This is a genomic window from Caballeronia sp. SL1002, assembly GCF_057814995.1.
Genome location: NZ_JBYMUW010000002.1, coordinates 3,200,488 through 3,220,835 on the forward strand (window position 1 = coordinate 3,200,488; position 20,348 = coordinate 3,220,835).

The following is a 20,348-nucleotide window of genomic DNA, read 5'->3' on the forward strand; positions in this document are numbered from 1 at the left end:
CTCACCCGATACTTGGATAGACGAGAACCACATGGGCAAGGCTACCGGTTTTCTCGAATTTGAACGCCGCCACGAGGCGTACGAAGCACCGCTCACCCGCGTCAAGCACTACAAGGAATTCGTGCACGCGCTGTCCGACGAGGACGCGAAGATTCAGGGCGCGCGCTGCATGGATTGCGGCATTCCGTTTTGCAACAACGGCTGTCCGGTGAACAACATCATCCCGGACTTCAACGACCTCGTTTTCCGGCAGGACTGGAAGAGCGCGATCGACGTGCTGCATTCCACGAACAATTTTCCGGAATTCACGGGCCGGATTTGCCCGGCGCCGTGCGAAGCGGCTTGCACGCTCGGCATCAACAACGACGCGGTGGGCATCAAGTCCATCGAGCACGCGATCATCGATAAAGCGTGGATCGAAGGCTGGGTTGCGCCGCTCGTGCCGAAGCACAAGACGGGCAAAAAAGTAGCCGTGGTCGGCTCCGGCCCCGCAGGACTCGCCGTCGCGCAGCAACTGGCGCGCGCGGGTCACGACGTGACCGTGTTCGAAAAGAACGATCGCATCGGCGGATTGCTGCGCTACGGCATCCCCGATTTCAAGCTGGAGAAGTGGCTGATCGACCGTCGTATGCGTCAGATGGAAGCAGAAGGCGTCACGTTCAAGACCAATGTGTTTATCGGCCGCGATGCGCTGCCGACGCACATCGCCAACACCGCGAAGGAAACCGTGACGCCGGACGAACTGCGCGAGCAATTCGACGCCGTGGTGATCGCGGGCGGCGCGGAAACGCCGCGTGACCTGCCGGTGCCGGGACGCGAAATGTCCGGCATCCATTACGCGATGGAATTTCTGCCGCTGCAGAACAAGGTCAACGCGGGCGATAAAGTCGTCGATCAACTGGTTGCCAAGGGCAAGCATGTGGTCGTGATCGGCGGCGGCGATACGGGTTCGGATTGCGTCGGCACGTCGAATCGTCATGGCGCGAAGACCGTCACGCAGTTCGAATTGCTCGCGCAGCCGCCGGGCGAGGAAAACAAGCCGCTAGTGTGGCCGTACTGGCCGATCAAGCTGCGCACGTCGTCGTCGCATGAGGAAGGTTGTGAGCGCGATTGGTCGGTCGCGACGAAGCGTTTCGAGGGCAAGAACGGCAAGGTCGAGAAGCTGATCGCGGTGCGCGTCGAGTGGAAGGACGGCAAGATGCGGGAAGTGCCGAATTCGGAATTCGAAATGAAGGCCGATCTCGTGCTGCTCGCGATGGGTTTCACGCAACCGGTGTCGCCGGTGCTGGAAGCGTTCGGCGTCGATAAGGACGCGCGCGGCAACGTGCGTGCATCGACTGAAGGTGAGAAAGCGTATTACACGTCGGTGGACAAGGTGTTCACAGCGGGCGATATGCGCCGTGGGCAGTCGCTCGTGGTGTGGGCGATCCGCGAAGGCCGGCAATGCGCGCGGTCAGTGGATGCGTTTCTGATGGGACACAGTGAGTTGCCGCGATAAGCGTTTTTGTTGGATGTGAAAAAGCCGGACCGCCTGTGAGGGTGGTCCGGCTTTTTGGTTTTGGGGGCGGGTGCCTTAAGCAGTGCGCTACGACAAAACCCCCACTCCCTCCCGCTCAATCGCAATCCTTTCCGCATGAAACGCCGCGACCGATTCCCGATGCGCGACGCTCACAATCGCCGCTTTCGGCAAGCGCTCGACGAACATCTCGTAAAGCCGCATCTCGTTGTCCGCGTCGAGCGCGCTCGTGGCTTCGTCGAGGAACACGAAGTCCGGCTGGTGCAGCAACACTCGCGCCGCCGCCAGCCGTTGCTGCTCGCCCGGCGACATCATCTTCGCCCAGTGCCCGGACTCCGCGAGCCGCGTCAGATAATCGTCCAGATTGCAGGCGCGCAGTGCCTCGACACACGCGGCATCGGTGAACGTTTCGGCGCTCGACGGATACGTCAACGCCGCCTTCAACGAGCCGATCGGCAGATAACTCTGCTGCGGAATGAACATCATCTTGGCATCGACCGGCGCGTCGATCGAGCCGTCGCCGAACGGCCATAAGCCCGCCAGCGCGCGCATCAGCGTGCTTTTGCCGGAACCCGACGGACCATGCACGAGCCAGCGCGAACCCGGCTGAATCGAGACATCCGCGACGCGCGCGAGCGGCGTGCCGTTCGGCAGCGCGAGGCGCACGCCCTTCGTGGTCAGCGCGCTCGCGCTCACGTAATGCAGGTTGATGCCGCCGTGCGCGGTCGCGGGCGAGATCGCTTCCTTAACGTGCGTGGCGCGCATCACGCGCTTGAATTCGCGCAGACGATTCACCGTGGCGCGCCACTCGACCAAGGTCGAATAGCTGTTGATGAACCACGAAAACGAATCGCTGACCGTCCCGAACGCCGATGAAATCTGCATCAGCACGCCGAACGAGAACGCACCGGCAAAGTAGCGCGGCGCGGCGACCATGATCGGGAAGATGATCGCGATCTGGCCGTAGAAGCTCAACACGAAGGTCATGCGCTTCGTGTACTTCATGATGAGCCACCAGTTGTCGCGGATGCGCGCAAAGATCGTCTTTGCGTTGTCCGTTTCCGTCGCGATGCCGTCGTAGAAGGCGATCTGCTCGGCGTTCTCCCGCACGCGAATCAGGCCGAAGCGGAAATCCGCCTCCACTTTCTGCTGCTGATAATTGATCGACACGAGGGGATGGCCGACCTTCTGAATGATCAGCGAGCCCACGATCGCGTACAGCGCGGCGGCCCAGACCATGTAGCCGGGAATCACGAGCGGCGTGCCCAGCACCGTCAGCGAGAGCGCGCCCGCGATGGTCCAGAGAATCGTGATGAACGTGACGAGCGTGACCAGCGTGGAAAGCAGGTCGAGCGAGAGCGAAAGCGTGGTGGTGGCGAACGACTGGAGGTCGTCGCTGATCCGCTGGTCGGGGTTATCCGCGAGCCGGTCGCGCTCGATCCGGTAGAACGCGCGGTCGCCGAGCCACTGTTCGAGATAGCGGTTGGTCAGCCACTGACGCCAGCGGAAACCGAGCATCTGCCGCAAATATCTGCCGTAGACCGCGAGCAGGATGTACGCGAACGCGAGGCCGGTGAAAACGAGAAGAAGCTGAGGGAAGTCGTGGACGTTCTTGCTTTGCAGCGCGTTGTAGAAGTCGGCGTTCCAGCGGTTGAGCCGGACATTGATCCAGACCACCGTCATGTTGATCGCGATGATCGCAATCAGCAGCGTCCACGCGAACCGTCGTTCCTCCGACACCCAGTAGGGCTTGATCAGGCTCCACGCCGATACTTTGTCGGCTTGCTGCTCTGGATTCTCGATGTTGCCTGGTGTAGTTGTGGTCATGTGCTTCCTGGAGATGATTCTGCCCGGTCAGGCTTCGACTGATGCGCCACGAGCGGTGGGCGCGGGAGACAAGCCGTTCTATTCGATGCGCGGCGAATCCGCCGATTGTTTCCACATTCCCTTAATTGCCGCTTAATACCAAGACTCGTGGGACAGATAAAGGTGCGCGAGCCATTGTGCCAGAGTGCCGGGCGCGTCTGAAAAAAGCCGGGAATCCCCGGTTTGCGGGGCGTTTGGCTTTTATGTTTTAATGATTCTTGACGAAACAGGGGTGCTTCGCGCGCCGCTTGTCCGCTCTGTCCGCGCCTTCACGGCGCTCGGAACGAAACGACAAGCCACGCGACGAGGCTGAGAGACACCCTTTGCACCCGATCCGGGTAATACCGGCGAGGGAAGTTTCCGGAAACCCGCGTGGTTTCCAGTTTCTTCCAGTAGTTCTCAAATCCGCCGGGCGCGATGCATGCGTGACTTGCATCGCACATCCCCGGCCGGTCTCGCCACTCGTTTCGTCCCGGATCGTGCGTTTTTCTGCCGTATCGATGGATCTCTGGATCGAGGTTGGACATTTCTCGCCTCGAACCGGGTCCGCGTGCTGCAGCCGTTGCTCCGTTGCCCGGGAGGCATTGCATCGTGGATATCGTTGGACTCGTGGGACGAAACGCGCGGCGGCCGGATTTCGCGGTCGTCGGCGGAGGGCTGTGCGGACGGCTCGTGGCGTGGCAGCTAGCGGGCGAGGGGCATCGCGTGGCGCTGTACGAACGAGGCGATGCCGCCGGCACGCAGTCGGCGGCGTGGGTCGCAGCCGCCATGCTCGCGCCGCTCGCGGAGGCGGCGAGCGCGGAACTGCTCATCACCGAGCTTGGCGCGGCGTCGCTCGAACGCTGGCCGGCGTTGATCGCGGATCTCCCGGAACCGGTCTTTTTCCAGCGACGCGGCACGCTGGTCGTGTGGCACGCGGGCGATCGCGCCGAAGCGCCGCTCTTCGAGCGGCGGCTGCGTGCCAACGCGCCGCCCGCGCTGCTGGACCAAGGGCTCGTCAAACTGACAGGCGCGGCGCAACTCAACGCGGCCGAACCCGCGCTCGGCACGCGCTTTGGGCAGGGCTGGCTGCTGCCGCAGGAAGGCCAGCTCGATAACCGGCAGGTGCTGCGCGCGCTTGCTGCCGGTCTGGCGGCGCGCGGCGTGGAGACGCAGTGGAATACGCCCATCGATGCCGCGATGCCGGACGCGCGTTTCGTGATCGATTGTCGCGGGCTCGGCGGCAAACCCGCGTGGCCCGCGCTGCGCGGCATTCGCGGCGAAGTGGCGCGCGTGCATGCGCCCGGAATCGGCCTGAGCCGGCCGGTGCGGTTGCTGCATCCGCGTTATCCGCTTTATATCGCGCCGAAACAGGACGATCTGTACGTGATCGGCGCGACCGAGGTGGAGGGCGAAGACATGTCGCCGATGACCGTGCGCTCGGCGCTCGAACTCCTGAGCGCGGCGTTCGCGGTGCATCCGGGTTTCGGCGAGGCGCGCATCCTCGAGCTCAACACGCAATGCCGTCCGACGCTGCCGGACCATCGTCCGGCCATCGTCTGGGACGGCGCGCGGACCGTGCGCGTGAACGGGCTGTACCGGCACGGCTTCATGATCGCGCCGGAAGTGGCGCGCACGGCAGCGCTGCTGGCCGAAGCGCTGCTCGCGCAAACCGTCGCGACCCCCGCTTCCTTCGACGACTGGCGCAGCCACGCGCGCTGGCCCGACTTGCTGCGCGGCGAGTACGCCGCCGCGGCGCATCACGCAACGACACCATGAATATCCATATCAATCAGAAGCCCTTCACGCTCGACGAACCCGCCACCGTGACCGACGCCCTCGCCGCGTTCGGCGCGTCGCCGCCTTACGCCGTCGCGCTCAACGGGCAGTTCGTCGCACGCGGCCAGCACGCATCGAAGGTGCTCGCGGCAGGCGACAAGCTCGATGTCGTATCGCCGGTCGCCGGCGGCTGAACTCACTTTTAGGCCCTCATCATGTCCAAAATCACCACCGCCGACACGCTCGCGCTCTATGGCGAATCCTTCCCGAGCCGCGTCTTGCTCGGCACGTCGCGCTATCCGTCGCTGCAATCGCTGTCGGATTCCATCGACGCCGCCCGCCCCGGCATGGTCACGGTCGCGCTACGCCGCCAATCGGCGACGGGCGAAGCCGGATTCTTCGACGTGCTCAAGCGCCACGGCGTCGCGCTGCTGCCGAACACGGCGGGTTGCCAGACTGTCGACGAAGTCATCAATACGGCGCAGATGGCGCGTGAACTGTTCGAAACGCCGTGGTTGAAGCTCGAACTGATCGGCGACGACTACACGCTCCAGCCCGATCCGATCGGTCTGGTCGAGGCCGCGGCGAAGCTGATCCGCGACGGTTTCAAGGTGCTGCCGTATTGCACGGAGGATCTGGTAATCGGACGGCGTCTGCTGGACGCCGGATGCGAGGCGCTGATGCCGTGGGGCGCGCCGATCGGCACGGGCAAGGGCGTGACGAATCCGTATGGGCTGCGCACGCTACGCGAGCGCTTGCCGGACGTGCCGCTGATCGTCGATGCCGGGCTTGGCGTGCCGTCGCACGCGTGTCAGGTGATGGAGTGGGGCTTCGACGGCGTGCTGCTGAACACGGCGGTGTCGCAGGCGACTTTTCCGCCACAGATGGCGCGCGCGTTCGCTCTGGGCGTCGAAGCCGGGCGCATGGCTTTTCTGGCCGGCCCGATGGCCGAGCGCGATAGCGCCGAAGCGAGCACGCCGGTGGTCGGCATGCCGTTCTGGCATCAGGACGGGAGCGCGGCATGAGCCTTTTGAACCGTGAAATTTTCTGGCCGCCCGCGGACGAACTGAACGAAGTGGCCGAGCGAATCCGGACGCGTCTCGGCGACTGGCCCGCGGCGTCCGCGCCGTGGCGCCTCTGCCTGAGCACACCGGACGCATTGCAGCGCGGCGACGTCGTGGTGTTCACCGAAGCGCCGGGTGACGCCGACGCCGCGCGCATTCTCGCGGCGGGCGCCGGCGTACTGGAAATGCACGCGGGCCGCGCCGTGCTGCGTACCGGCGACGAGCGTTTCGCACTGGAAGGCGAGTACACCGACGACTGGCTCGCCGCGTTCGCCGCGTTTCTCGACTGCGATTTCGCGCCGCACGACGCGCTCGTGCTCGCTTTCGCGTGGCGTCCGGCGAATCTCGATTTGCCCGACGCATGGCCGGTCGATTTCGCGACTTTTCCCGCTGTCGCCGATCTGCCCGCCGCGCCGGAAACGGCGTTTCTGCCTTGTCCCGCGCGGCTCGGGTTGTATCCGGTGCTGCCGAGCGCGGACTGGGTCGAGCGCGTGCTCGATCTGGGCGTAGAGACCGCGCAATTGCGCCGCAAGACCACGGACGCCGCCGATCTCCGGTCCGAAATCGCGCGCGCGGTGACGGCGGGGCGCAGACACCAGGCGCAGCTTTTCATCAACGATCACTGGCGCGAGGCGATCGACGCGGGCGCGTACGGCGTGCATCTCGGGCAGGAAGACGTGCAGACCGCCGACCTCGCCGCCATCGCGCGCGCGGGCGTGCGGCTCGGCTTATCGACCCACGGCTATTACGAGATGTTGCGCGCGCTGCATTTCCGGCCGAGCTACCTGGCGCTCGGCGCCGTTTTCCCGACCACCACCAAGATCATGCCGACCGCGCCGCAAGGACTGGCCCGGCTGGCACGTTACGTGCGCTTGCTCGACGGCCGCGTGCCGCTGGTGGCGATCGGCGGGATCGATGCTGCGGTGCTCCGCGATGTGCTGGCGACGGGTGTCGGCAGCGCGGGCGTGGTACGCGCTGTAACCGAAGCGCCGGATACGTCGGCGGCCGTTACTGCGCTGCAACACGAATTCGCGCGATAATGCGGCAGATTCGAAACAAATCACCGTCGAAAAGGTAGGCCAAAGCACCGCTTTTGCGCAGGCCCTATAATTCGGCCTCCCGCGTAAAAGGATTGTCAGCCTCCGTGTCAGCTTCCCCAAAGACCTTGCTTGAGCTTCGCGACGTCGACTTCGGTTACGCCGACCGGCTCGTTTTGTCGAACCTGAACATGCGTTTTTCGCGTGGTCAGGTTGTCGCGGTCATGGGCGGATCGGGCTGCGGCAAGACCACCATCCTGCGGTTGATCGGCGGGCTGGTGAAGGCGAAGCGCGGGCAGGTGCTGTTCGGCGGGCAGGACGTCGGTGCGCAAACGCGCGACGGCCTCTACGCGCTGCGCCGGAAAATGGGCATGCTGTTCCAGTTCGGCGCGCTTTTCACCGATCAAACCGTCTTCGAAAACGTCGCGTTCCCGCTGCGCGAACACACCGATCTCCCCGACGAACTCCTCCGCGATCTCGTGCTGATGAAGCTGAACGCGGTCGGACTGCGCGGCGCGCTCGACCTCGCGCCGTCGGAAATTTCGGGCGGCATGGCGCGGCGCGTGGCGTTGGCACGCGCCATCGCGCTCGATCCCGAACTGATGATGTACGACGAGCCGTTCGCCGGTCTCGACCCCATTTCGCTCGGCATCACGGCGAACCTGATCCGCACGCTGAACAGCGCGCTCGGCGCGACGTCCATTCTCGTCACGCATGATGTGCCGGAGTCGTTCGCCATCGCCGATTACGTGTATTTCATCGCGAACGGCGGCATTCTCGCCGAGGGAACGCCCGCCCAGTTGCGCGCGTCCACCGACCCGAGCGTGCGCCAGTTCATCGACGGTGCGCCCGACGGCCCGTTCAAATTCCACTATCCGAGCACGTCGCTCGCGGCGGATTTCGGCATCGGAGGTCAGGCATGATCAGCGCCCTCGGACGCTCGGTGCTCGGCGGCGTCGGTACGATCGGCTATGCGACGCGCTTGTTTCTGCGGCTCGTCGTCGAGTTCTTCGCGCTGCTGCGCCGACCGCGCCTTGTCACGAAACAGATCCATTTCGTCGGTAATTATTCGCTGCTGATCATTGCAGTGTCGGGGCTGTTCGTCGGCTTCGTGCTTGGTTTGCAGGGTTATTACACGCTGAACCGTTATGGTTCGGAACAGGCGCTCGGGCTGCTCGTCGCGCTGTCGCTCGTGCGCGAACTCGGTCCGGTCGTGACCGCGCTCTTGTTCGCCGGGCGCGCGGGCACGTCGCTCACCGCCGAAATCGGCCTGATGAAAGCGGGCGAGCAACTGACCGCGATGGAAATGATGGCCGTCGACCCGGTCAAGGTCGTCCTTTCGCCGCGTCTCTGGGCCGGCATCATTTCGATGCCCATTCTCGCTGCTATTTTCAGCGCGGTCGGCGTGATCGGCGGCTACGTGGTGGGCGTGCTGATGATCGGCGTGGACTCCGGCGCGTTCTGGTCGCAGATGCAAGGCGGCGTGGATGTCTGGCGCGACGTGGGCAACGGCGTCATCAAGAGCGTGGTGTTCGGCTTCGCGGTGACGTTCATCGCACTGTTCCAGGGCTACGAAGCCCGCCCGACGCCGGAAGGCGTGTCGCGCGCGACCACCAAGACGGTCGTGTACGCGTCGCTCGCGGTGCTCGGCCTCGATTTTCTGCTGACGGCACTGATGTTCAGCTAAACACGCTGATTCTGCCCCCGCTCATGGCGCGGGCGTGGCGAAGAGCACAGTGCTCCGGCGCCGGATCTGCGACAAGATTTCTTTGGGAAGACGATGAAAAAGACTGCTCTCGACTTTTGGGTCGGCCTGTTCGTGGTGCTCGGTTTCGTGGCGCTGCTGTTTCTCGCGCTGAAAGCGGGCAACATGAGTTCGCTGTCGTTCCAGCCGACGTACTCAGTGCGGCTGAAATTCGACAATATCGGCGGCCTCAAGGCACGTGCGCCGGTGAAAAGCGCGGGCGTGACCGTGGGCCGCGTCGGCTCGATCGGCTTCGACCAGAACACGTACCAGGCGGTCGTCACGATCGATATCGACAAGCAATACGCATTTCCGAAGGATTCGTCGGCGAAGATCCTGACGTCGGGCCTGCTCGGCGAGCAATACATCGGTCTGGAGCCGGGCGGCGACGACCAGATGCTGAAGAGCGGCGACACCATTTCGATGACGCAATCGGCGGTCGTGCTCGAAAACCTGATCGGACAGTTCCTCTACAACAAGGCGGCGGATTCCGGCGCCTCGAAGGCACCTGCGGCCGCTACAGCGCCGGCCGCTCCGGCGTTTCCGGGCGCGGCCAGCGCCATGGGCGCAAGTGCGGCGAGCCAATAAGGAGAAGGACATGCAGGCGATGCGCGTGAGAAGCGTTGCAATCGTGGTTGCAGTAGGACTGCTGGCCGGCTGTGCGACCGTGACGACGCCCACCAAGGGCGATCCGTTCGAGAGCTACAACCGCACGATGTTCACCGTGAACGACAAGATCGATCAGGTCGCGGTCAAGCCGGTCGCCAAGGCGTATGTCTGGGCGATTCCGGAGCCGGTGCGCAATAGCGTCACGAACTTCTTTTCGAACATCGGCGACGTCTACACCGCCGCGAACAACCTGCTGCAGCTGAAAATTGCCGACGGCGTGTCCGACATCATGCGGGTCGCCATCAATACCGTGTTCGGTGTGGGCGGCCTGTTCGACGTCGCGACCGCCGCAAAGCTGCCGAAGCACACGGCCGATTTCGGCCTGACGCTCGGCCACTATGGCGTTCCGGCCGGTCCGTATGTCGTGCTGCCGCTGCTCGGGCCGAGCACGGTGCGCGACACGAGCGGCCTGGTGGTCGATTATTTCGGCAATCCGATGACCTACATCAAGCCGGATTCGCTCAGCTGGGCGCTCTACGGCGTGAATCTCGTCGATACGCGCGCGAATCTGCTCGGCGCGAGCGATGTGCTCGCGGACGCCGCGCTCGACAAGTATTCGTTCGTGCGCAATGCGTATCTGCAGCGTCGTCAATATCTGTTGACCGGCGGCACGGGCACGCCGGATTACGGCGATACTGCGCTGCCGAACTACGACGACGCGGCAGCCGCGAGCGGTGCAGCGGGTGCTACCGGCGCGTCGGGCGCGGCGGCGACCGCGGCTACGGCGGCATCGGCGACGGCAGTTCCGGCCGCGGCGGCATCGGCGGCGGAAGCGGCGGAAGCGGGCGGCACGGCTTCCGCGCCGGGCGCAGCTTCGGCGCCAGAAGCCGCGTCGGGCAGTTCTACGATTCCGGGCAACCAGATGGTCCCGCCGCGCATTCCGTCGTTCCCGTCGATCCGCCTTCGCTAAACGCATCGCTGTAACAGATTGACAGTATTTTCACCGCTTGAAACGGTGCGCGCCGTGAACTCGGATTGCGCGCCGCGTTCCAACTCAAGCCACTTTTAAGCAGGGTCTGTAATGAAAAAACTTTTTTGGCTTCCCGTTATTGCGATGTTCGTGGCGTTTTGCGGCACGGCATCGGCGCAAACCGTCGACAGCAGTTCGCCGGACGGCATGATCAAGACGATCACGCAACAAGTGCTCGACCAAATCAAGAGCGACAAGCAAATCCAGTCGGGCAGCATCACGCGCATCACGCAACTCGTGAACGAAAAGATCCTGCCGTACACGGATTTCACACGCACGACGCGCCTCGTCATGGGCCGCAACTGGAATACCGCGACGCCGCAGCAGCAAAAGGAAATCGTCGAGCAGTTCAAGATGCTGCTGATCCGCACGTATTCCGGCGCGCTCGCGCAAGTGCGCAACCAGGAAGTCGAGTACAAGCCGTTCCGTGCATCGCCGGAAGATACGGACGTGGTGGTGCGCTCGGTCGTCGTGAACAACGGCTCGCCGATCCAGCTCGATTACCGTCTCTACAAAACGCCGCAAGGTTGGCGCGTGTATGACATCAACGTGCTCGGCGCATGGCTGATTCAGGCTTATCAGCAGCAGTTCAGCGAGCAGATTTCGCAACATGGCGTCGATGGCCTGCTGCAGTTCTTGACGCAGCGCAACCAGCAACTCGCGAGCGGAAAGCAGTCGTGAACACGCGTTCGGGCACAGCGGCCAGCCGCTTCGAAACCGCTGCGAGCCTGACCCACGAGAGCGCGAAGAACGCGCTCGACGCGGGTTTGTCGCGGATTGCGGCAGGCGCTACCGAAGTGGATTGCGCGCCGCTCAAGCGTTTCGATTCATCGGCGCTTGCCGTTTTGCTCGCGTGGCAGCGCGCGGCGTCGGCGCGTGGCGCCGAGCTCGGCGTCGTGAATGTTCCTTCCGGGCTTGCCAGTCTCGCGCAAGCCTACGGCGTCGATACGCTCCTCACCTTCCGACATTGACCCTGCGCTGATGCAGTGCCGGCGCGCTCGGAACCTCTCCCAACGCGCACCGGCCGGCAGGGTGCGCGACTCGGGCCCAGCCGGTTTGTCCTATAATCAAACGTTTTTTCGGCCTTGCACCCGGCCCCTTTTTGGGTCAGTGCCGGTCCTTTTTGCTTCCGTTTCCGCCTATTGAGGCGCCGTCCGCGTGGCGAGCGCACAGTCATGTCAGCCATAGAAATCCGAAACGTCAAGAAGCGCTACAAAGAGCTGCAAGCGCTCAAAGGCGTGAGTCTCGTGGTGGAAGAAGGTGAATTCTTCGGCCTGCTCGGTCCTAACGGCGCAGGCAAAACCACGCTGATCAGCATTCTCGCGGGCCTCGCGCGCGCCGATAGCGGCACGATCTCCGTGCGCGGCCACGACGTGGTTACCGATTTCCGCGAAGCGCGCCGCGCGCTCGGCGTCGTGCCGCAGGAACTGGTCTTCGATCCTTTCTTCACCGTACGTGAGTCGCTGCGTATCCAGTCGGGTTATTTCGGCTTGCGCAATAACGACGACTGGATTGACGAGGTGATGGCGAATCTCGATCTCACCGAGAAAGCCGACGTCAACACGCGCGCGTTGTCGGGCGGCATGAAGCGCCGCGTGCTGGTCGCGCAGGCGCTCGTGCATCGGCCGCCAGTGATCGTGCTCGACGAGCCGACGGCCGGCGTCGATGTCGAATTGCGCCAGACGCTCTGGAAGTTCATTTCACGCCTGAACCGCGAAGGTCACACCATCGTGCTGACCACGCACTATCTCGAAGAAGCCGAGGCGCTGTGCGACCGGCTCGCGATGCTGCGGCGCGGCGAGATCGTTGCGCTGGAGCGCACGAGCACGCTGCTGCAACGGTTTGCGGGCATGCAGTTGTCGCTGCGTTTTTCGACCGGCGTGTTGCCGGTGGAATTGCGCGCACTGGAAGTCGATCCGGGCGCCGTGTCGGGCACGCAGCATCTGTTGCGCTTGTCCAGCTACGACGACGTCGAGCCGATTCTCGCGAAATGCCGCGCGGCGGGCTGCAAATTCGATGAAATCGAGGTCCGCAAGGCCGATCTCGAAGATGTGTTCGTGCAGGTCATGAACGAACCGGAAGTGATCGAGGGACTTTCATGAGCGGCTTCAGAACACTGTTTTACAAAGAAATTCTGCGGTTCTGGAAGGTCGCGTTTCAGACCGTGCTCGCGCCGGTCATCACGGCGCTGCTTTATTTGATGATCTTCGGCCACGCGCTTACCAATCATGTTCAGGTGTATCCGGGCGTCGCGTACACGAGCTTCCTCGTGCCCGGCCTCGTGATGATGAGCGTGTTGCAGAACGCGTTCGCGAACAGTTCGTCGTCGCTGATTCAGTCGAAGATCACCGGCAATCTCGTGTTCGTCCTGCTGCCGCCGCTGTCGCACTGGGAAATGTTCTTCGCCTACGTGCTCGCTTCCGTGGTGCGCGGGCTCGCGGTTGGATTCGGCGTGTTTGTCGTGACGGTCTGGTTCATCCCGATGAGCTTCGCCGCGCCGCTCTACATTCTCGCGTTCGCCGTGCTCGGCTCGGCCATTCTCGGTACGCTGGGATTGATCGCGGGTATCTGGGCGGAAAAATTCGATCAACTCGCGGCGTTTCAAAACTTTCTCATCATGCCGCTGACGTTCCTGTCGGGCGTGTTCTACTCGACGCATACGCTGCCGCCGGTCTGGCGCGAAGTGTCGCGGCTGAATCCGTTCTTCTACATGATCGACGGTTTTCGCTACGGCTTTTTCGGCATGTCGGACGTCAGCCCGTTCGCGAGCATTGGTATTGTCGGCGGGTTTTTCGTCGTGCTGGCCGTGGTCGCGGTGCGCCTGCTCGCGTCCGGTTACAAGCTGCGTCACTAATAGTTAAGGAGACTTCCATGTTGCCGACCCCGGAACAAGTGAAGGATTACATCGCGGGCGGCCTCGCCTGCCAGCATCTCGAAGTGGAAGGCGACGGCCAGCACTTCTTCGCGACCATCGTGAGCGATTCGTTCGAGGGCAAGCGCCTGATCGCGCGTCATCAACTGGTCTATGCGGCGCTCGGCGACCGCATGCGCGCGGAAATTCATGCGTTGAGCATGAAGACGCTGACGCCCGGCGAGTGGCAGAAAAACACGCCGGCGTGATGCATTTGCACTCCGCTTCACAGTCACGATCCACAGTCACAAACACGTTGGACAAGTCAGTGCGATTTACTCAAGATAACCGTGGCGCCGACGGCGCCGCAGCGGGCAGCACGCTCGAAGGACATGCAAGCATGGACAAACTGGTCATTGATGGCGGCACGCGTCTCGCGGGCGAAATCACGGTGTCGGGCGCGAAAAACGCGGCCCTGCCGATTCTCTGCGCAAGCCTTCTCACCGCCGACGACGTTCATCTCGAAAACGTTCCGAATCTGCAGGACGTCCGCACGACGCTCAAGCTGCTCGGCCAGATGGGTGTGCGCTCGGAGGCGAACGACGGCCACGTCACGTTGAACGCGGGCAAGGTGGACAACCTGGTCGCGCCCTACGAAATGGTCAAGACGATGCGCGCGTCGATCCTCGTGCTCGGCCCGCTCGTCGCGCGCTTCGGCGAGGCGAAGGTGTCGTTGCCGGGCGGCTGCGCGATCGGCGCGCGTCCGGTCGATCAGCACATCAAAGGCCTGCAGGCGATGGGCGCGGAGATCAACATCGAGCACGGGTTTATCGAGGCGCGCGCGAAGCGTTTGAAGGGCGCGCGCATCGTCACGGACATGATCACCGTCACCGGCACGGAAAATCTGTTGATGGCAGCGGTGCTCGCGGAAGGCGAAACGGTGATCGAAAACGCCGCGCGCGAGCCGGAGGTCAGCGATCTCGCGCATTTGCTCGTGAAAATGGGCGCGAAAATCGACGGAATCGGCACGGACCGGCTCGTGATTTGTGGCGTCGATAAACTGCACGGCGCGCGCCATTCGGTCGTACCGGACCGGATCGAAGCGGGCACGTTCCTGTGCGCGGTCGCGGCCGCCGGCGGCGATGTCACGTTGCGCAACGTTGCGCCGTCGCTGCTCGACGCCGTGACGGACAAGTTGCGCGAAGCCGGCGTCAAGATCGAGGAAGGCGACAACTGGATGCGCGTGCAGATGGCGAAGCGCCCGGAAGCCGTGAACGTGCGCACGTCGGAATATCCGGCATTCCCGACCGACATGCAGGCGCAGTTCATGGCGCTGAACGCGATGGCGGCGGGCACGTCGCAAGTGGTCGAGACGATCTTCGAGAACCGCTTCATGCACGTTCAGGAACTGAACCGTCTGGGCGCGAACATCACGATCGACGGCAAGACGGCGCTCGTGACGGGCGTCGAAAAACTGTCGGGCGCGAAGGTCATGGCGACCGACCTGCGGGCGTCGGCGAGCCTCGTGATCGCTGCGATGTGCGCGGAAGGCGAGACGCTGATCGACCGTATTTATCACCTCGATCGGGGCTACGACCGGATGGAAAGCAAGCTGACCGCGGTCGGCGCGAAAGTGCGGCGCATTCCAGGCAGCGGGAGCGCGCAATGAGTTCGTTGCCGCAAACCAGTTCGTCTGTTTTGCCGAGCGCGCCGCTCACGCTCGCGTTGTCGAAGGGGCGTATCTTCGAGGAAACGTTGCCGCTTCTGGCGGCGGCGGGCGTCGAAGTGACGGAAGACCCGGAGACCTCGCGCAAGCTGATCCTGCCGACCACCAATCCGAACCTGCGCGTGATCATCGTGCGCGCGACCGATGTGCCGACCTACGTGGAATACGGCGCGGCGGATTTCGGCGTGGCGGGCAAGGACGTGCTGATCGAGCATGGCGGCGGCGGGTTGTATCAGCCGGTCGATCTGAATATCGCGCGCTGCCGGATGTCGGTGGCGGTCGCGGCTGGTTTCGACTACGCGAGCGCGGTGCGGCAAGGGGCGCGGCTGCGTGTCGCGACCAAGTACGTGGAAGTGGCGCGCGAGCATTTTGCGTCCAAGGGCGTTCACGTCGATCTCATCAAGCTCTACGGCTCGATGGAACTCGCGCCGCTGGTCGGTCTGGCCGACGCGATCGTCGATCTCGTGAGTTCGGGCGGCACGCTCAGGGCGAATAATCTCGTCGAAGTCGAGGAAATCATGGAGATTTCGTCGCGCCTCGTCGTCAATCAGGCGGCGCTGAAGTTGAAGCGCGCGGCGCTCAGGCCGTATCTCGAAGCGTTCGAACGCGCGTCGGTGGGAACGCCGGCTTAAATCCCGGACGCAATAAACGGAAATCAGCATGTCTATCAAGATTCGCAAACTCGATTCCAGTGCCAACGGTTTTCACACGGCGCTGCACGCGGTGCTCGCGTTCGAGGCGAGCGAGGACGAAGCCATCGAACGTTCGGTCGCGCAGATCCTCGCGGACGTGAAACAGCGCGGCGATCAGGCCGTGCTCGACTACACGAACCGTTTCGACCGCGTGCAGGCGACGAGCGTCGCCGCGCTGGAACTGCCGCAATCGGAACTGGAAGCGGCGCTGGAAGGGCTCGTACCGAAACGCCGTGCCGCGCTCGAAGCGGCGGCGGCGCGTGTGCGCGGTTATCACGAGAAACAGCGAATCGAGTGCGGCAGCCATAGCTGGCAATACACCGAAGCCGACGGCACGGTGCTCGGCCAGAAAGTCACGCCGCTCGACCGCGCCGGGATCTACGTGCCGGGCGGCAAGGCGGCGTATCCGTCGTCGGTATTGATGAACGCGATTCCGGCGCGGGTGGCGGGCGTCAAGGAAATCGTGATGGTCGTGCCGACGCCGGACGGCGTGAAAAATCCGCTCGTGCTCGCCGCCGCGCTGCTCGGCGGCGTGGATCGCGTGTTCACGATCGGCGGCGCGCAGGCGGTGGCCGCGCTCGCCTACGGCACCGAGAGCGTGCCGGCGGTGGACAAGATTTGCGGCCCGGGCAACGCGTATGTCGCGTCGGCGAAACGCCGCGTGTTCGGCACGGTCGGGATCGACATGATCGCAGGGCCGTCGGAAATTCTCGTGATTTGCGACGGCACGACCGATCCGCGCTGGGTCGCGATGGACCTGTTCTCGCAAGCCGAACACGACGAACTCGCGCAATCCATCCTGCTCTGCCCGGATGCCGGGTTCATCCAGCGCGTGGAAGATGCGATCAAGGAACTGCTCCCGTCGATGCCGCGCCGCGACGTGATCCAGCGTTCGCTCGAAGACCGTGGAGCGCTTGTCAAGGTGAAGGACATGGCCGAAGCGTGCGCGATCGCCAACGATATCGCGCCGGAACACCTCGAAATTTCGGCACTCGATCCGCACCACTGGGGCGCGCTGATCCGTCATGCGGGCGCGATCTTCCTCGGCCGTTACACGAGCGAGAGCCTTGGCGACTATTGCGCCGGTCCGAACCACGTATTGCCGACATCACGCACCGCGCGGTTTTCGTCGCCGCTCGGGGTGTACGATTTCATGAAGCGATCGAGCGTGATCGAAGTGAGCGCGGAAGGCGCGCAGACGCTCGGGGAAATCGCCGCCGAACTGGCGTACGGCGAAGGACTGCAGGCGCACGCGCGGAGCGCCGAATACCGGATGAAGAACACGGGCCAGTAAGCGCCGGTCTACATTTCGCGTCCACGTCCAATACCAAAAACAAGGCGGCCTTAGAGCCGCCATTTTTGTCCGGCGCTCGCAGCCGGCTGACCATGACCACACCACAAGACATCGTCCGTTCCGACATCCTCGCGATGACGAGTTATCCCGTGCCCGACGCCACCGGACTCATCAAGCTCGACGCGATGGAAAATCCGTACAGCCTGCCCGCCGACCTCGCGCAAAAACTCGGCGAGCGGCTGGCGTGCGTTGCGTTGAACCGTTATCCCGAACCGCGTCCGATCGCGCTGCTCGACAAGATCAAGCGCACGATGAACGTGCCCGCCGCCTGCGACGTGATGCTCGGCAACGGTTCGGACGAACTCATCAGCATGATGTCGACGGCGTGCGCGCGGCCGGGCGCCAAGGTGCTCGCGCCCGTGCCGGGCTTCGTGATGTATCAGATGTCGGCGAAATTCGCGCATCTCGACTTTATCGGCGTGCCGCTGAATGCCGACTTCACGCTCGACGCCGACGCGCTTATCGCGGCAATCGGCGAGCACGCGCCCGCACTCGTGTATCTCGCGTATCCCAATAATCCGACCGGGACGCTCTACGACGATCCCGACATCGAGCGGATCATCGCGGCGGCGTCGAAGAGCTTGGTCGTGATCGACGAGGCCTATCAGCCGTTTGCCGGGAAAAGCTGGCTGCCGCGCGCGGCCGAATTCGACAATGTCGTCGTGATGCGCACGGTCTCGAAGCTCGGGCTCGCGGGGATCCGGCTCGGCTATCTGGTGGGATCGCAGAAATGGCTGACCGAATTCGACAAGGTGCGCCCGCCGTACAACATTAACGTGTTGACGCAGGCCGCGGCCGATTTCCTGCTCGATCACCTCGATGTGCTGGACGCGCAGGCCGCCGCGCTTCGCTCGGAACGCGAAACGCTTGCGGCGGCGGTCGCGGCGCTGCCGGGCGCGCAGGTTTTCCCGAGCGCGGCCAACTTTCTGCTGGTGCGCGTTCCGGACGCGGCGGCAACGTTCGAAACCCTGCTGACATCGCGGGTTTTGATCAAAAACGTGAGTAAAATGCACCCATTGCTCGCAAATTGCGTGCGTTTGACGGTCGGATCGGCTGAAGAGAACGCGCAATTGATCGCGGCGCTGAAGCTGGCATTGCACTAAACCTTTCTCTTAAAAGTCTCAAGGAATCACCATGCGCATTGCGGAAGTCGTTCGCAACACCAGCGAAACGCAGATCCGTGTGAAGCTCGATCTCGACGGCACGGGCAAGCAAAAGCTCGCCACTGGCGTGCCGTTTCTCGACCACATGCTCGACCAGATCGCGCGTCACGGCCTTTTCGACCTCGAAATCGAAGCGCATGGCGACCTCCATATCGACGATCACCACACGGTCGAAGACACCGGCATCACGCTCGGTCAGGCGGTGGCGAAGGCGATCGGCGATCGCAAGGGCATTCGCCGCTACGGACATTCGTATGTGCCGCTCGACGAAGCGCTGTCGCGCGTGGTGATCGACTTTTCGGGCCGTCCGGGCCTCGAATTCCATGTGCCGTTCACGCGGGCGCGCATTGGCACGTTCGACGTCGATCTGACCATCGAATTTTTCCGCGGCTTCGTGAATCACGCGGGCGTGACGCTGCATATCGACAATCTGCGCGGCATCAACACACACCATCAGGTCGAAACCGTGTTCAAGGCGTTTGGGCGCGCGCTGCGCATGGCGTGCGAGATGGATGAGCGCGCCGCCGGCCAGATTCCCTCGACGAAGGGCAGCCTGTAACCCCGACGGCTTCGGCCTCTTCGGAAGTACGCTGACGCCCCGCGATGGATCTGCTCAAATCGTTTATTTCGCTGCTCGCGCTGATCAATCCGGTCGGCGCGATCCCGTTTTTCCTGAGCCTGACCGCGCAGCAGTCGGATCTCGACAAGCGCAACACCATTCGTATCGCGTCGGTTTCCGTGTTTTGCGTGATCGCGGTGACGGCGCTGCTCGGGCAGCAGATCATTGCGTTTTTCGGCATTTCGGTCGGCTCGCTTGAAGTCGGCGGCGGCATCATCATGTTGTTGATGGCAATCAACATGCTGAACGCGCAGATCGGCAACACGCGTTCCACGCCGGAAGAACGCCACGAGGCAGAGTTGAAGAACAGCGTCGCGGTCGTGCCGCTCGCCATTCCGCTTCTGACCGGACCGGGTTCGATCAGCACGGTGATCATCTATTCCGCGAACGCGCCGCACTGGTACGACCGGATCGGGCTGATCGCGATCGGCGCGGTGTTGGCGGCGCTCTGTTTCGGTGCGCTGAATCTCGCTGAACCGATCGCGCGCTGGGTGGGTCGTACCGGAATCAATATCGGCACGCGTCTGATGGGTTTGATGTTGTCCGCGTTGGCGGTGGAATTTATCGTCGACGGTTTAAAGGCCTTGCTGCCTACCTTGAAATGAAAACTTCGATAGCGATTGTTGATTACGGAATGGGCAACCTGCGCTCGGTGTATCAGGCGCTTAAAAAGGCGGCGCCCGAAGCGGATGTAGCGATCGTCGAGCAGCCCGAGGCGATCCGCGCGGCTGACCGGATCGTGCTGCCGGGCCAGGGCGCGATGCGCGACTGCATGAGCCATCTGGGCGCGTCCGGTCTGCAGGAAGCCGTGCTCGAAGCCTCGCGCAACAAGCCGATGCTCGGCGTGTGCGTGGGCGAGCAAATGCTCTTCGACTGGAGCGAGGAAGGCGATACCAAGGGACTCGGACTGCTGCCGGGCAAGGTCGTGCGTTTTCGGCTCGACGGTCAGGTTCAGGACGACGGCTCGCGTTTCAAGGTGCCGCAAATGGGCTGGAACCGCGTCCGCCAGGCCGTGCCGCACGCGCTGTGGGACGGCGTCGCCGACGGCGCGCACTTCTACTTCGTGCACAGTTTCTACGTCGTCCCCGCCGATCCCGCGCACATGGCGGGCGAAACCGTCTATGGCGCGCCGTTTGCGTCGGCGGTTGCGCGCGACAATATCTTCGCCACCCAGTTTCACCCGGAAAAGAGCGCGGACGCCGGATTGCAGCTTTACCGGAACTTCGTGTACTGGGCGCCTTGACGTTTTCGCTTATGCCGAACGCATCCGCGAGCGTTGCATTACTTGTACTACACTAGCGAAACGGCCGGAGAGAGGC

22 protein-coding genes and 1 riboswitch are annotated in these 20,348 nt (G+C 63.4%); of the genes, 21 read left to right on the plus strand and 1 reads right to left on the minus strand.

Annotation, left to right across the window (positions count from 1 at the left end):
- The first annotated feature begins 31 nt into the window (after window positions 1-31).
- A complete protein-coding gene (locus AC3D25_RS17240) occupies window positions 32-1,498 on the plus strand; it encodes a glutamate synthase subunit beta (protein ID WP_488889532.1) in 1,467 nt (488 codons plus the stop codon).
- An 87-nt stretch (window positions 1,499-1,585) separates the two neighbouring features.
- Here the strand turns inward: AC3D25_RS17240 and AC3D25_RS17245 are convergent, their stop codons facing one another.
- Window positions 1,586-3,343: an ABC transporter ATP-binding protein/permease gene (locus AC3D25_RS17245; RefSeq protein ID WP_488889533.1), complete on the minus strand. Its 1,758-nt coding sequence runs from the start codon at window positions 3,341-3,343 to the stop codon at window positions 1,586-1,588.
- Window positions 3,344-3,600: 257 nt separating this feature from the next.
- Window positions 3,601-3,755, plus strand: a riboswitch (TPP riboswitch).
- Between the two features lie 236 nt (window positions 3,756-3,991).
- On the opposite strand from AC3D25_RS17245, the gene AC3D25_RS17250 reads away from it, so the two are divergent.
- The 20 genes from AC3D25_RS17250 (at window position 3,992) to hisH (ending at window position 20,272) form a co-directional block, all read left to right on the plus strand.
- Entirely contained in the window at window positions 3,992-5,140 is a 1,149-nt protein-coding gene (locus AC3D25_RS17250) for an FAD-dependent oxidoreductase (protein ID WP_488889732.1), read from the plus strand.
- Window positions 5,137-5,334: a sulfur carrier protein ThiS gene (gene thiS, locus AC3D25_RS17255; protein ID WP_488889534.1), complete on the plus strand. Its 198-nt coding sequence runs from the start codon at window positions 5,137-5,139 to the stop codon at window positions 5,332-5,334. The genes AC3D25_RS17250 and thiS overlap by 4 nt, the downstream gene beginning before the upstream one ends.
- A 21-nt stretch (window positions 5,335-5,355) precedes the next feature.
- Window positions 5,356-6,165 carry a thiazole synthase gene (locus tag AC3D25_RS17260; RefSeq protein WP_488889535.1) on the plus strand — a complete coding sequence of 270 codons (810 nt, stop codon included), beginning with the start codon at window positions 5,356-5,358 and terminating at the stop codon, window positions 6,163-6,165.
- Window positions 6,162-7,244, plus strand: coding sequence for a thiamine phosphate synthase (gene thiE / locus AC3D25_RS17265; protein WP_488889536.1), 1,083 nt, complete (start codon window positions 6,162-6,164; stop codon window positions 7,242-7,244). Before AC3D25_RS17260 ends, thiE begins: the two co-directional genes overlap by 4 nt.
- Window positions 7,245-7,348: 104 nt before the next feature.
- Complete coding sequence (locus AC3D25_RS17270; protein ID WP_488889537.1) at window positions 7,349-8,164, plus strand: ABC transporter ATP-binding protein; 816 nt, start codon at window positions 7,349-7,351, stop codon at window positions 8,162-8,164.
- On the plus strand, window positions 8,161-8,928 hold the full coding sequence (gene mlaE, locus AC3D25_RS17275; RefSeq protein WP_488889538.1) for a lipid asymmetry maintenance ABC transporter permease subunit MlaE: 768 nt from the start codon (window positions 8,161-8,163) through the stop codon (window positions 8,926-8,928). The genes AC3D25_RS17270 and mlaE overlap by 4 nt, the downstream gene beginning before the upstream one ends.
- A 93-nt stretch (window positions 8,929-9,021) precedes the next feature.
- On the plus strand, window positions 9,022-9,573 hold the full coding sequence (gene mlaD / locus AC3D25_RS17280; protein ID WP_488889539.1) for an outer membrane lipid asymmetry maintenance protein MlaD: 552 nt from the start codon (window positions 9,022-9,024) through the stop codon (window positions 9,571-9,573).
- A gap of 10 nt (window positions 9,574-9,583) precedes the next feature.
- A complete protein-coding gene (locus AC3D25_RS17285; protein ID WP_488889540.1) occupies window positions 9,584-10,564 on the plus strand; it encodes an MlaA family lipoprotein in 981 nt (326 codons plus the stop codon).
- Window positions 10,565-10,675: 111 nt separating this feature from the next.
- Window positions 10,676-11,305: an MlaC/ttg2D family ABC transporter substrate-binding protein gene (locus AC3D25_RS17290; protein ID WP_488889541.1), complete on the plus strand. Its 630-nt coding sequence runs from the start codon at window positions 10,676-10,678 to the stop codon at window positions 11,303-11,305.
- Window positions 11,302-11,595, plus strand: coding sequence for an STAS domain-containing protein (locus tag AC3D25_RS17295; protein WP_488889542.1), 294 nt, complete (start codon window positions 11,302-11,304; stop codon window positions 11,593-11,595). The genes AC3D25_RS17290 and AC3D25_RS17295 overlap by 4 nt, the downstream gene beginning before the upstream one ends.
- Before the next feature lie 204 nt (window positions 11,596-11,799).
- Complete coding sequence (locus AC3D25_RS17300) at window positions 11,800-12,726, plus strand: ABC transporter ATP-binding protein (protein WP_488889543.1); 927 nt, start codon at window positions 11,800-11,802, stop codon at window positions 12,724-12,726.
- Window positions 12,723-13,478: an ABC transporter permease gene (locus AC3D25_RS17305; RefSeq protein ID WP_488889544.1), complete on the plus strand. Its 756-nt coding sequence runs from the start codon at window positions 12,723-12,725 to the stop codon at window positions 13,476-13,478. The genes AC3D25_RS17300 and AC3D25_RS17305 overlap by 4 nt, the downstream gene beginning before the upstream one ends.
- A 17-nt stretch (window positions 13,479-13,495) precedes the next feature.
- Entirely contained in the window at window positions 13,496-13,744 is a 249-nt protein-coding gene (locus tag AC3D25_RS17310) for a BolA family protein (RefSeq protein ID WP_488889545.1), read from the plus strand.
- A 131-nt stretch (window positions 13,745-13,875) separates the two neighbouring features.
- Window positions 13,876-15,144 carry a UDP-N-acetylglucosamine 1-carboxyvinyltransferase gene (gene murA / locus AC3D25_RS17315; protein WP_488889546.1) on the plus strand — a complete coding sequence of 423 codons (1,269 nt, stop codon included), beginning with the start codon at window positions 13,876-13,878 and terminating at the stop codon, window positions 15,142-15,144.
- Entirely contained in the window at window positions 15,141-15,833 is a 693-nt protein-coding gene (gene hisG / locus AC3D25_RS17320; RefSeq protein ID WP_488889547.1) for an ATP phosphoribosyltransferase, read from the plus strand. The genes murA and hisG overlap by 4 nt, the downstream gene beginning before the upstream one ends.
- 28 nt (window positions 15,834-15,861) lie before the next feature.
- Entirely contained in the window at window positions 15,862-17,187 is a 1,326-nt protein-coding gene (gene hisD / locus AC3D25_RS17325; RefSeq protein WP_488889548.1) for a histidinol dehydrogenase, read from the plus strand.
- A gap of 92 nt (window positions 17,188-17,279) precedes the next feature.
- A complete protein-coding gene (hisC, locus tag AC3D25_RS17330) occupies window positions 17,280-18,350 on the plus strand; it encodes a histidinol-phosphate transaminase (RefSeq protein ID WP_488889549.1) in 1,071 nt (356 codons plus the stop codon).
- A 31-nt stretch (window positions 18,351-18,381) separates the two neighbouring features.
- Complete coding sequence (gene hisB, locus AC3D25_RS17335) at window positions 18,382-18,969, plus strand: imidazoleglycerol-phosphate dehydratase HisB (protein ID WP_488889550.1); 588 nt, start codon at window positions 18,382-18,384, stop codon at window positions 18,967-18,969.
- A gap of 44 nt (window positions 18,970-19,013) precedes the next feature.
- Window positions 19,014-19,634: a MarC family protein gene (locus AC3D25_RS17340; RefSeq protein ID WP_488889551.1), complete on the plus strand. Its 621-nt coding sequence runs from the start codon at window positions 19,014-19,016 to the stop codon at window positions 19,632-19,634.
- Window positions 19,631-20,272, plus strand: a complete 642-nt coding sequence (gene hisH / locus AC3D25_RS17345; RefSeq protein WP_488889552.1) for an imidazole glycerol phosphate synthase subunit HisH — start codon at window positions 19,631-19,633, stop codon at window positions 20,270-20,272. Before AC3D25_RS17340 ends, hisH begins: the two co-directional genes overlap by 4 nt.
- Window positions 20,273-20,348: the final 76 nt, after the last annotated feature.